7 protein-coding genes are annotated in these 12,255 nt (G+C 64.2%); 5 read left to right on the forward strand and 2 right to left on the reverse strand.

The features are described 5' to 3' along the window. Entirely contained in the window at nt 1-1,353 is a 1,353-nt protein-coding gene (xseA, locus tag HA052_RS02485) for an exodeoxyribonuclease VII large subunit (RefSeq protein WP_166450632.1), read from the reverse strand. A 552-nt stretch (nt 1,354-1,905) separates the two neighbouring features. After that, nucleotides 1,906-5,310 carry a transcription-repair coupling factor gene (mfd, locus tag HA052_RS02490; RefSeq protein ID WP_166450633.1) on the reverse strand — a complete coding sequence of 1,135 codons (3,405 nt, stop codon included), beginning with the start codon at nt 5,308-5,310 and terminating at the stop codon, nt 1,906-1,908. Between the two features lie 279 nt (nt 5,311-5,589). Between mfd and HA052_RS02495 the strand changes: the two genes are divergently transcribed. The 5 genes from HA052_RS02495 (at nt 5,590) to HA052_RS02515 (ending at nt 12,138) form a co-directional block, all read left to right on the forward strand. Next, nucleotides 5,590-8,886, forward strand: a complete 3,297-nt coding sequence (locus HA052_RS02495) for a sensor domain-containing protein (protein ID WP_346774534.1) — start codon at nt 5,590-5,592, stop codon at nt 8,884-8,886. A 68-nt stretch (nt 8,887-8,954) separates the two neighbouring features. After that, nucleotides 8,955-9,710, forward strand: a complete 756-nt coding sequence (gene rlmB, locus HA052_RS02500) for a 23S rRNA (guanosine(2251)-2'-O)-methyltransferase RlmB (RefSeq protein ID WP_166450634.1) — start codon at nt 8,955-8,957, stop codon at nt 9,708-9,710. A gap of 178 nt (nt 9,711-9,888) precedes the next feature. Beyond that, complete coding sequence (locus tag HA052_RS02505) at nt 9,889-11,391, forward strand: multicopper oxidase family protein (protein ID WP_166450635.1); 1,503 nt, start codon at nt 9,889-9,891, stop codon at nt 11,389-11,391. A gap of 92 nt (nt 11,392-11,483) precedes the next feature. Continuing rightward, nucleotides 11,484-11,810: a metal-sensitive transcriptional regulator gene (locus tag HA052_RS02510; protein ID WP_043632821.1), complete on the forward strand. Its 327-nt coding sequence runs from the start codon at nt 11,484-11,486 to the stop codon at nt 11,808-11,810. 25 nt (nt 11,811-11,835) lie between these two features. Further along, complete coding sequence (locus tag HA052_RS02515) at nt 11,836-12,138, forward strand: hypothetical protein (RefSeq protein WP_081544358.1); 303 nt, start codon at nt 11,836-11,838, stop codon at nt 12,136-12,138. The last annotated feature ends 117 nt before the right edge of the window (nt 12,139-12,255 follow it).

Below are 12,255 nucleotides of genomic sequence, written 5' to 3' on the forward strand. Positions count from 1 at the left end.
TCAGAACAAGCTGGGCTGCGCGCCTTGCGGATGATCGATCACCGCCTCGGTGCTCCCTTCGGCCAGCAGCAGGCTGACGCGTTCGTGGTTGCGCAGCTCTTCCGGAGATTTGACCGCGGTGCCGTCCTGTTTTTGCACGATGGCGTAGCCGCGGGCCAGCACCGCTTCAGGGTTGAGCGCCAACAGAGTGGCGGCCAGGGTGTCCAGCTTCTGGGTTTGCCGGTTGAGCAGATCCCGGCGCGCGCGTTGCAGGCGGGTTTGCAGCCGGTCCAGCGTTTGCGCTGTTTGGGCCAAGTCCGGCCGACGGCGCTGCAGCTTGCTGTCCGCCAGTTGCAGCGCCCAACGCCGTTGTTCGAACAGGCTGCCCAGCCGGCGTTGCAGCCGCTCTTGCTGGCGCTGCAGCGCTTCGCGCTGGCGTTGCAGCTTTTCGCCGGGGTGGGCCAGCCTGCGCGCCAGATAGTCCAGCTGCTGGGATTTGTCGGTCAGCAGGCGGCCGAGCGCGCGCTCCAGGCCGCGCTTGGCGGTTTCGAGCTGAGCGTTCAGGTGCTCGCGGCTGGGGGACACCAATTCCGCGGCGGCGGTGGGCGTGGGCGCGCGTTTGTCGGCGACGAAGTCGCAGATGGTGAAGTCGGTTTCGTGGCCGACGCCGCTGACGGTGGGAATGGGGCTGGCGGCCACCGCGCGGGCGACGATTTCCTCGTTGAACGACCATAAGTCCTCGATGCTGCCGCCGCCGCGGCAGACGATGAGCACGTCCACCTCGCGGCGTTCGCCGGCGCGTCGGATGGCGTCGGCCACTTGTTGGGCCGAGCCTTCGCCCTGCACCTGAGCCGGGTAGAGAATGACTGGGATGGAGGGCATGCGGCGGCGCAGGGTGCTGACCACGTCGCGCAAGGCGGCGGCGGCGGGCGAGGTGACGATGCCGACGGCGGAGGGGTGCGGCGGCAGCGGGCGCTTGCTCGCGGGGTTGAACAAGCCCTCCGCCTGCAGCTTGGCTTTGAGCTTTTCAAAGGCTTCGTACAAACGGCCCAGGCCGGCGGAGCGCATCTGGTCGACGTTGATCTGGAAATCGCCGCGGGCCTCGTACAGGGTGACGGTGCCCTTGAGCTCCACCTGCATGCCTTCCGCAGGGCGGAAGGGCAGTTGCGACACTTTGCCGCGGAACATCACGCAGCGCACTTGGGCGCCGCCGTCTTTCAAGGAAAAATAAGCGTGTCCGGACGCGGCCAGGGTGAGGTTGGAAATCTCGCCGCCTATCCACATCGGCGGCAGTCCGCTTTCCAGCAGATCGCGCGCCATGCGGTTGAGGGAGGAGACGCTGATGACGTCGTTCTGGGGTGCGGTAAAAAACATGATTGTCAAGTGATCCACAGCGGTGGGTGGAAAATATTTTCAGCTAAAGCGAGTTGCAACTTGGCTTGCGTAGCGTTTGATATCTCTAAAAAAATCAATAAAATCAACAACTTGATTGTTTTCTTATCCAGGGTGGCCTTAGGCTCAAAACGGCTTGGCGCTTGGCTTGAGGGCATATTTGCACAGTTTTATCAACAAAGTTATCCACAGGGGTTTCGGTTTCAATCCTGTGACATTAATTTTTCCTGTAAAAACAAGGGGCAAGGCTTTTTGCCTCAGAGTCGCTGTCCTTGTTTGTCTTGATGTTGCTCAAGTAAGCGCTTTCTTCTTTCGTCCGCAGGCCATGCCGAAGGCTTGGCATTGTCGCTTCATTATGCCTTTGGATTGGCTGGCCGGCCGCCTGGCCGAGCCCGGCGTTTTCCATCCCAAGGCAGGTTTACGATCTTGCGAGCCTGAGCGATAAAAGCGCCGAGGCCGGGAAAGCGGCACGCGGTTTCCGGCCCTAGCCGCTGTGCGCGGCTGCGCCATCCGGGATAGACTCCGAACCGCTGTTTAGGAACTCAACTCCTTCAACAGTTCCTTGACCCTGACCACGCGCAGCGCCACGTCCTGAATGTCGGCCTCCACGCGCAGCTTGTCCTGCCCCGCCAGCCGGTAATTGCGCTTGGTTTGCAGCAGCTGGATGATTTTCATCGGGTCTATCGGCGGGTTCTTGGCGAAGTGGACCTGAATGGCCACCTCGCTGGCGTCCAGCTTTTGCACGCCCAAGGGCTTGGCCAGCAGGCGCAGGCGGTGGCTGTCTATCAGAGTCTTCACGGTTTGCGGCGGCAAGCCGAAGCGGTCGATCAGTTCTTCGTGGATGTCGTCGATTTCCTGCTCGCTTTCGCAGGTGGCCAGCCGCTTGTACAGCACCAGCCGCTCGTGCACGTCGGGGCAATAGCCGTCAGGCAGCAGCGCCGGGCTGTGCATATTGATTTCGGTGGTGACGCCCAGAGGCGCGTCCAGGTCGGGGGTGCGGCCTTTCTTGAGATCGCGCACCGCCTGCTTGAGCATTTCGGTGAACAGGGAGAAGCCCACTTCCTGCATCTCGCCGGACTGGCCTTCGCCCAGCACTTCGCCGGCGCCGCGGATTTCCAGATCGTGCATCGCCAAGTAGAAGCCTGCGCCCAGTTCCTCGGACATCTGGATGGCTTCCAACCGTTTCATCGCATCCTTGGTGATGCCCTCCGGGGTCAGCAGATAGGCGTAGGCCTGGTGGTGGCTGCGGCCGACGCGGCCGCGCAGCTGGTGCAACTGGGCCAGGCCGAACTTGTCGGAGCGGTTGATCAGAATGGTGTTGGCGTTGGGGATGTCGATGCCGGTTTCAATGATGGTGGAGCACAGCAGCACATTGAAGCGCTGTTGCAGGAAGTCGCGCATCACTTGTTCCAGCTCGCGTTCGCGCAATTGGCCGTGGGCCACGCCAATGCGGGCCTCCGGCACCAGTTCCGCCAGCTTTTCCCGCATGTTTTCTATGGTGTCCACCTCATTGTGCAGGAAGAACACCTGGCCGCCGCGCTTGAGTTCGCGCAGCACCGCTTCGCGTATCACGCCGTTGGCCATCGGGCTGACGAAGGTTTTCACCGCCAGCCGGCGGCTGGGAGCGGTGGCGATGACGGAGAAGTCGCGCAGCCCTTCCAGCGCCATCGACAGGGTGCGCGGAATCGGCGTCGCGGTCAGCGTCAGCACGTCGACGTTGGCGCGCAGCCGCTTGAGCTGTTCTTTCTGGCGCACGCCGAAACGGTGCTCCTCGTCGATGATGACCAGGCCCAGATTCTTGAACTGGATATCCGGCTGCACCAGCTTGTGGGTGCCGATGACGATGTCGACGCCGCCGTCGGCCAGGCCGGCCAGCGAGGCCTTGCTTTCCTTGGCGCTGCGGAAGCGGGATAGTTCGGCGATTTTCACCGGCCAGTCGGCAAAGCGGTCGGAGAAGTTCTGGAAATGCTGTTCCGCCAGCAGGGTGGTGGGCACCAGCACCGCCACCTGTTTGCCGCCGAGGACAGCGACGAAGGCGGCGCGCAGCGCGACTTCGGTCTTGCCGAAGCCGACGTCGCCGCAGACCAGCCGATCCATCGGCTTGCCGGAGCACATGTCTTGCACCACGGCTTCGATGGCGCTGGCCTGGTCCGGGGTTTCTTCGAAGCCGAAACCGGCGGAGAAGGCGTCGTAGTCTTGATGGGACAGGCTGAAGCTGTGCCCTTCCCGCGCGGCGCGTTGCGCGTAGAGGTTGAGTAGTTCGGCGGCGGTGTCGCGGGCTTTTTCCGCGGCGCGCTTCTTGGCTTTTTCCCAGGCCGGGTTGCCCAGCTTGTGCAGGTGGATCTGGTCCGCCGCGCCGCCGGCGTAGCGGGAGATCAGGTGCAGTTGGCTGACGGGCACATAGAGGGTGGCGCTGTCCGCGTACTCCAGTTGCATGAGTTCGGTTTCACCCTCGCCCAGGTCCATGGACACCAGGCCGACGTAGCGGCCGATGCCGTGCTGCTCATGCACCACCGGGTCGCCGGCCTTGACTTCGGCCAGGTCGCGCAGCATGGAGTCGGAGCCGACGCGCGTGCTTTTGCGGCGGGTGTGGCTGCGCGCCACATGCTGGTACAGCTCTGATTCGGTGACTACGGCGATGCCGGCGCCGGGCAGGGCGAAACCGGTGTAGAGCGGGGCCACGCTGAGCGCCAGCGGTATATCGCCGGCGATGAATTCGGCCCAGCCGTCCACCGGGCGCGGCTTGATGCCGTGCTCTTGCAAGAACTGGTGGACGGTTTCGCGGCGGCCCAGGCTTTCCACGGTGATCAGGGTGCGCTGACGGTCGCTGCGGATGAAGGCGTCCAACTTGTGCAGCGGCTGCTCGGCGCGGCGCTCCACCGCCAGCTCCGGCAGCGGGGCGCAGCCTTCCGCGAGTTCGCCGTCGCCGGCCAGTTCGATGCGGGCGTAGGGTTTGAGCCGCGCCATCAGTTCGTCCGGGCGAAGGAAGATGTCGGCCGGCGGCAGCACCGGGCGTTCCAGATCGCCGCGCGCCATGTCGTAGCGGCTTTCCACGTCTTGCCAGAAGACGTTGGCGGCGTGTTGTACATCGTGGTGCAACACAATCAGCGCGTCGTCGCCCAAGTAGTCGAACAGGGTGGCGGTGTCGTCGAAGAACAGCGGCAGGAAGTATTCGATGCCGGCCGGCCACAGGCCTTGGGAGACGTCTTTGTAGATGCGGCTCTTGCTGGGGTCGCCTTCGATGCGTTCGCGGTAGCGCTGGCGGAAGGCGGTGACGCCGCTTTCATCCGCCGGGTACTCCCGCGCCGGCAGCATGCGGATTTCAGGCACCGGGTACAGGGTGCGCTGGTTGTCCGGATCGAAGGTGCGCAGGCTGTCGATTTCGTCGTCGAACAGATCAATGCGGTAAGGCAGCGCCGAGCCCATTGGGAACAGATCGATCAGGCCGCCGCGGATGGAGAATTCTCCCGGGGCCATCACCTGAGTGACGTGGTGGTAGCCGGCGGTAACCATATTGGCGCGCAGCTGTTCCACGTCCAGCCGCTGCTTGGCCTGCAGGAAAAAGGTGCGTCCCAGCAAATAGCTTATCGGCGCCAGCCGCGTCATCGCGGTGCCGACCGGGGCGATGATCACATCGCATTCGCGCTGATGGATTTGCCACAAGGTGGCCAGCCGTTCGCTGACCAGTTCGCCGTGGGGGGAGAAGTGGTCGTAGGGCAGGGTTTCCCAGTCGGGCAGCAGCGCCACGCGCAGAGAGGGCGCGAAGAACGGGGCTTCGGCTTGCAGGCGCTGGGCGGATTGCGCGTCGGCGGCGAGGATGAGCAGCGGACGCCGCTGGGCTGCGAGGCGGGCGACGATGTTGGCGTCCAGCCCGGCGGGCAGGCGTCCGTGACGAGTTTTCTGACTGGCGGGAGGTATCCGCGGGAGATTATCCAACATGCAGCTTCACTAGTTTTGGCGGTTTCGGGCTTGGCGGTTTCGGGATTATAGCAGCCGTCCGGCACGCGCCGTTTGCTCTGCTTGCGCGGGGCGGGCGCGGCTTGTGTTCGACGGAGTGAATATTTTCATTGCCATTGTCTGGCTGCATTCGGCAATTGCATATATTGTATGTCAGCCGGGTGGTTTTGTTTTTCATTTGGCATGTATGCGCTTGATAAGTTAATGCAAAATTAATTGCGGCGCGCGGCAGGGCGCCGGCGCGAATGGGGGCGGGGTGGCGTGACAGTCGGATCGGCTTGCCGGGACGCGGCGGTGTTTCTGGGGTTTTTGGCGTGCACGGCATTCTGGCCGCGCGAGCCGGTATTGGGATTTTCGCTGGCGGCCTTTTTGGCTCACGGCGTATGGAGTTATCGTTTTTTGCGTCGCGGCTGGCGGCAGTCCTGGTGGTGGCCGCTGGCCGCCGCCGCGCTGGCCGCGCAATGGTCGTCGCCGCAATGGGCCGCGCTGCTGCTGATCAGTCTGTACGCGTTGGGGCCCGGCTTGTACGCGGCTGGTTTGCGCGGGGGGCTGGCGGTGCGCCAGCCGGCGGACTTGTTGCGGCTGCTGTTGCGTTTGGCCTGCTATCCCTCGGTGCTGCTGGCCGGCTTGGCCGCCGGCGCCGGATGGCGCTGGTTCGGCATGGAGGGCTTGTGGTCGTGGGCGGCGCAGGCTTGGGGCGTGTCCGGCCTGGCCCTGTCCTTGTGCGTGCCGCCGGCCTTGTATGCGTCCGGCGCGCCGCCGACGCGGCGTCAGGTGTTGGAAACCGGCCTGATCCTGGCTTTGGCCAGCGTGGTGTGGCTCAGCCTGCTGGGCAGTAGCCTCGCCTATTCGCTGCCCTGCCAACTGTTGTTCTTTCCTCTGATGTTGTGGGCGGCCTTCCGCGTGGGTTTCCGCGGCGCGGCGCTGGTCGGGGCCTGGGTGCTCGGCCTGTTGTCGCTGTACGTGCTGGCGCCGGAGTTGACCATGCACGCCAGCGTGCTCAACGGCGCCAGCGAGGTGGCGCTGACCTTGGCCTTGAGCTGCGCGACTTTGCTGGTATCGGTGTTGGCCGATGGCCATCGTCAGAACGAGAGCGCGCTGCGTGAGTTTCGCGCCAGGGTGGAATCCCTGGTCAACAACAGTCCCAATATGATGTCGCTGAAGGGCCTAGACGGCAGCTTTCTGCTGGCCAACGCCGCCTATGCGCGCCGGGTGGGCCGCTCGCCGCAGGGCATGCAGGGCTTGACGGTGGAAGAGCTGTTCGACGTGGTGGACGCCGCGCAGATCCGAGAGCAGGACGCCGTGGTGCTGTCCTGTCTGGAGCCGCGCCAGTTTGAAGAGAGCTTCCTGTTCAACGGCGTGCTCAGCCATTTGCTGGTTACCAAGTTTCCCCTGTTCGACGCTCATGGCCGCCCGGCCGGGGTGGGTAGCGTGGATACCGACATCACGCAGACCCGCCAGGAACAAAAAGCCAAGCGCGAGGCGGAGGAGCGTTACCGCGCGCTGGTGGAGCAATCGCTGGTGGGCATTTACATTCTGCAGGACGAGAAGCTGATCTACGCCAATCCCAAGCTGGCCGCCATCGTCGGCTATCAGCCCAAGGAGCTGGAAGGCATGGCGATGGACCTGTTGCTGGTGCCGGGCGAGGCGGTGCGCATCCGTCAGCAGATCGTCAAGCGCTACCGCGAGAACATCGCGGTGCTGCAGTACGGCACCCGCGCGGTGCGCAAGGACGGCGTGGTGGTGGACGTGGAGATCCACAGCCGCTTGTTCGACTACGAGGGCAAGAAGGCCATCATCGGCGTGGTGATGGATATTTCCGAACGATTGGCGGCGGACGCCAATCTGCGGCTGGCGGCCAAGGTGTTCGAAAACTCGGCGGAAGGCATTCTGTTGATGGACGCCGAGGCGCGCATCATCGCGGTCAACCACGCTTTCAGCCGGATCACCGGTTACGCAGAGGCCGAGGCGCTGGGGAAGATATCGCGCATCTTTGGAGATCAGAAGCAGCTGGGCCGGCAGGCGATGCTGGAAGCGCTGGCGGGCGGCGGCCATTGGCAGGGCGAGATGCAGGACCGCCGCAAGAGCGGCGAGTGGTATCCGGCCGAACTGGCGATTTCGGCGGTGCGCGACGCCGGCGGCGCGCTCAGCAATTACGTGGCGGTGTTTTCCGACATCACCTTGAGGAAGCAATCCGAGGAACGCTTGCAGTTCCTGGCCAATCACGATCCGCTGACGCAACTGCCCAACCGCAGCAGCCTGACCGCGCGGCTGGACGAAGCCATCATCAGCCTGGATTGCGTCAGCGGCTCGCTGGCGGTGATGTTCATCGATCTGGACCGCTTCAAGTTGATCAACGACTCCTTCGGTCATCAGGCCGGCGACGAATTGTTGCGCGAGACGGCGTTGCGTTTGCAGCGGGCGGTGGGCGCGCGCGGCCTGCTGGCGCGGCTGGGCGGCGACGAGTTTACTCTGGTGATGACAGGGTTCAAGGACGCCGCCGCCCTGGTGGCCGCCGCAGAGGACACGCTGGCGGCGCTGGGCCAGCCGCTGCGGCTGGAAAATCACGAAGTCTACGTTACCGGCAGCATAGGCATCAGCGTCTACCCCAACGACGGCACCGACGCCCAAACCCTGCTCAAGAACGCGGACGTGGCGATGTACCGCGCCAAGGAGGCGGGCAAGAACACCTATCAGTTCTTCGCCGCGGAAATGAACACCCAAACCTTCGAACGCCTGCTGTTGGAGAACGGCTTGCGCCTGGCTCTGGAGCGGGGCGAACTGGAGCTGCACTACCAGCCGCAGGTGGATGCTGTCAGCCGCCAGGTGCTGGGCGCGGAGGCGCTGATCCGCTGGCGCCATCCGCAACTGGGTTTGGTGTCGCCGTGCCGCTTCATTCCGTTGGCCGAGGAAACCGGCCTGATCAAGCCCATAGGCGACTGGGTGCTGCAAGAGGCCTGCCGCCAATTGGCGGCTTGGGACCGTCAGGGCTTGTCGGTGCCGCGGCTGGCGGTGAATCTGTCCGCGCGCCAGTTCGAACAGCAGATGCTGCCGTTCAAGGTGGCGGACGCGCTGAGGGCCGCGGGCCTGTCCGCCGCACGGCTGGAACTGGAAATCACCGAAAGCATGATCATGCTCAATCCGGTGGAGGCGGTGCGCCAACTAGGCGAATTGAAGGCCTTGGGCGTGGGCCTGTCCATTGACGATTTCGGCACCGGTTATTCCTCGTTGTCCAATCTGAAGCGTTTCCCGCTGGACACCTTGAAGATCGACCAATCCTTCGTCGAAGGCTTGCCGGACGACGACGACAACGCCGCCATCGCCGAGGCGATTCTGGCGATGGCGCGCAAGTTGCAATTCCAGGTGGTGGCGGAGGGCGTGGAGAGCGAGCGCCAGGCGCAATTCCTCACCAGCAAGGGTTGCGCCTTGCTGCAGGGCTATCACTTCGGCCGCCCGGTGCCGGCCGCGGAATTGCCGGCCTTGCTGGCCGGCATCGTCGCCGTGGGCGAGCAGCGGCAACTGGAACTGATGTCCGGGGTGGAGGTGTTGGGCAGCTGAAAGCAAGCCGGTTTTGCCCTGAACCGCCGCGCGCTCTAAAATGGCGGGATTGTCATTAGAGAATCGCCATGAGCAACAAACGCCTGATCCACGGCTTTCACGCCATCAATGCCCGTTTGTGGCAGAACCCCAAGAGCCTGCTGGAAATCTGGCTGGCCGGAGGCCGCCACGACGCCCGCGCCAAGGCGGTGCTGGACAAGGCCGCCGAGGAAGGCATCAAGCTGCACATCGTCGATAAGGAACGTTTGGACAGCATGACCGGCAACGCCCGCCACCAGGGCGTGGCGGCGATGATAGACGCCAGCCGCAACTTCGTGCACCTGGACGATGTGCTGGACAATCTGAGCGAACCGCCCTTGTTGCTGATCCTGGACGGCGTGACCGATCCGCACAATCTGGGCGCTTGCCTGCGGGTGGCGGATGCGATGGGCGCGCACGCGGTGATCGCGCCCAAGGACCGTTCCGCCGGCCTCAACGCCACCGTGTCCAAAGTAGCGTGCGGCGCGGCGGAGGTGATTCCCTATCTCACGGTCACCAATCTGGCGCGCACTTTGCGAGACCTGAAAGACGCCGGCATCTGGATCGCCGGCACCACCATGGAGGCGGATACCGACCTCTACCACTGCGACGCCGCCGGCCCGCTGGCCTGGGTGATGGGTTCGGAAGGCGAGGGCATGCGCCGGTTGACCCGCGAGCACTGCGACGTGCTGGTGTCCATTCCGATGTTCGGCACCGTGGAAAGCCTGAACGTGTCTGTATCCGCCGGCATGGTGCTGTCGGAAAGCCGCCGCCAGCGCACTCTGGCGCGGGTCAAGGCCGATTGAGCCCTGGCCGCCCGCACCGCCAAGCCCCCGTCCTCGGGGGCTTTTTCTTGGGCGCTCGGTTTGACTGTGATCAGATGCGAGCCTAAAAAAGTAGACAGAATACGGAACCGATCTGGCGCCGCCGCAGTCTTGTTGATACCTTACCTGGGTATCCTATTTGCGAGAGGGGAGTGCAGTGATGGATAGACGTGGATTCATCGGCGCCGGCGCGGCGTTGGCTCTGGTTCCGTTGTTGCGGCAGGCCTGGGCGGCGCAGCCGTCCGCCGTCGATCATGCGGCGATGGGGCATGGCGGCATGGGCGCGGCGGCGGAGACGATGCCGGCTGCGGCCGCTTTGGGCCTGCCGGCGGGCCTGGCTTTGCCGGCCCTGCCGCTGCTGCGCAATCAGAGCGCCTTGCCCGGCGTGTTTCAAGCTGGTTTGAGCGCCGGCGCGCAAGCGTTGCCGCTGCTGCCGGGCAAGCCCGCCACCGTGTTCTGGAGCTATAACGGTCAGGTGCCGGGGCCGACGATAGAAGTGTTTGAAGGCGACGAGGTGAGGCTGCATTTCGAAAACCGCCTTTCCCAGCCCACCACCATTCATTGGCACGGCCTGCCGATTCCGGCGGATCAGGATGGCAATCCGCAAGACCCGGTGCCGGCCGGGCAAAGCCGCGAATACCGTTTCACCTTGCCGCAAGGCTGCGCCGGCAGCTATTGGTATCACCCGCACCCGCACGGCCATACCGCCGAGCAGGTGTATATGGGGCTGGCCGGCGTGTTCGTGGTCAAGAGCCGCAGCGATCCGCTGGCGCATCTGCCGGAGCAAAGGCTGGTGTTGTCGGACTTGAAGCTGGACGCCGACGGCAAGATCGCGGCCAGCAGCGAAGCCGATCGCATGGACGGCCGCGAAGGCCAGTTCCTGCTGGTCAACGGCGCTTGGAGGCCGCATTTGACGCTGGGCGCGGGCGAGCGCCAACGTTGGCGGATTTGGAACGCCACCAGCGCGCGCGTGCTCAAGCTGGCCCTGCCCGGTCACGAACTGGAACTGGTCGGCAGCGACGGCGGTCTGCTGCAGCGGCCGCGCCGCATCGACAGCCTCTCGCTGCCGCCTGGCGCCCGCGCCGAATTGGTGGTGACCGGACGCTTCGCGCCGGGCCATGGCGCCGGCTTGTTGGCTCTGCCGTACCGGCGCGGCAAGATGATGTCGGCCGAGCAGGAAGACACCCTGACGCTGCTGGAGCTGCGTCGCGGGGCCGCGGCCAAAACCACTGCGCCGCTGCCGGCGAGGCTGCGCGAGATCGAGCTCTTGGGCGAGCCCGCGGTGCGGCGCAAAGTGGTGCTATCCGAGGACATGGCTAATCCCGCCGCGATGTTCCTAATCAACGGCAAGACCTTCGACATGGAACGAGCTGACTTCCTGGGCAAGGTGGGCACGGTGGAGGAGTGGGAGATCGTGAACGAAGCGGATATGGACCACCCCTTCCATATTCACGGCACCCAGTTCCAGGCGCTGGCGCGCCGCAAGGACGGCGTCTGGCGCGATGAGCCGTTCCTGGCTTGGCGCGACGTGGCCAATGTCTCCGCCGGCGAGACGCTGCGACTGCGTTTTCGTCAGGACATGCCGGGCCTGCGCATGTTCCACTGCCACATCCTCGAACACGAGGACGCCGGGATGATGGGCATGCTGAAAGTAGAGGCCTAGGCGACCGTGCGCAACTGCGTCACAATGACAGTTGCCCGGCCTGTCTTAAGCATGGCCGGGCTTGCTTTGAACTCGCTTGAATTGGGATGGACATGACGCAAGAAAAACCGCAGGACGGCTGTTGCGACGCAGCGGCCCCGCTTTCCGATAAAACCGTGGTGCAGCCGGGGAAGAGCGCGCTGATCAAGAGGCTGGCGCGCATTGAGGGCCAGGTGCGCGGCATCAGCGGCATGGTAGAGGCGGATCGCTACTGCGTGGATATCCTGACCCAAGTGGCGGCGGTGAAGTCGGCGTTGGACGCGGTGTCCATGCAACTGCTGGAAAATCACATGAAAGGCTGCGTGGCGCGCGCGCTGCATCAGGGCGACGCCACCGGCATGGTGACCGAACTGATAGACGTGGTCAAAAAAGTGCGCTGAACCGCGCCGTCGCAAAGGAGTGCGTATGAAAACCCCGCTCGTCGTTTTGCTGTCCCTCGTTTCCGCGCTGGCCGCGGCGGGGCCTATCCCGTTCGAGGTCTACATCAAGTTGCACAAGGGCATGTCCGAGGCCGAATTGATGTCTCAGGCCGGCGCGCCCGATTACAGCAGCAACGGCCCGACGGTCAAAACCAAGGACGCCAACGTGGTGGTGGAAACCAGCGCCCGCACGCTGTCCTGGCTGGCCAACGACGAGGTTCCCTACACCACCACCGTGACCTTGAGCAATGGGGTGGTGATGGACATCTCGCGTGACAAAAAGCTCTGATAAGCTGTTTACGATCTGCTGCGCGTCGTGGAGCGTTACACGGTGAGTACCCCTTCGAAATGCTCATGTACCACTTGACCATTCTGCTTTCTCAGCCGTTTTCGCCTTGTCTCGCCT

The organism is Chromobacterium fluminis (genome assembly GCF_011602385.1).
Taxonomy (GTDB): Bacteria; Pseudomonadota; Gammaproteobacteria; order Burkholderiales; family Chromobacteriaceae; genus Chromobacterium; species Chromobacterium fluminis.

What these genes read in the sequence shown, in the direction of transcription:
- rlmB (WP_166450634.1), top strand. Translation starts at nt 8,955, where the DNA reads ATGAGCAACAAACGCCTGATCCACGGCTTTCACGCCATCAATGCCCGT.
- mfd (WP_166450633.1), bottom strand. Translation starts at nt 5,310, where the DNA reads ATGTTGGATAATCTCCCGCGGATACCTCCCGCCAGTCAGAAAACTCGT.
- HA052_RS02510 (WP_043632821.1), top strand. Translation starts at nt 11,484, where the DNA reads ATGACGCAAGAAAAACCGCAGGACGGCTGTTGCGACGCAGCGGCCCCG.
- HA052_RS02505 (WP_166450635.1), top strand. Translation starts at nt 9,889, where the DNA reads ATGGATAGACGTGGATTCATCGGCGCCGGCGCGGCGTTGGCTCTGGTT.
- xseA (WP_166450632.1), bottom strand. Translation starts at nt 1,353, where the DNA reads ATGTTTTTTACCGCACCCCAGAACGACGTCATCAGCGTCTCCTCCCTC.
- HA052_RS02515 (WP_081544358.1), top strand. Translation starts at nt 11,836, where the DNA reads ATGAAAACCCCGCTCGTCGTTTTGCTGTCCCTCGTTTCCGCGCTGGCC.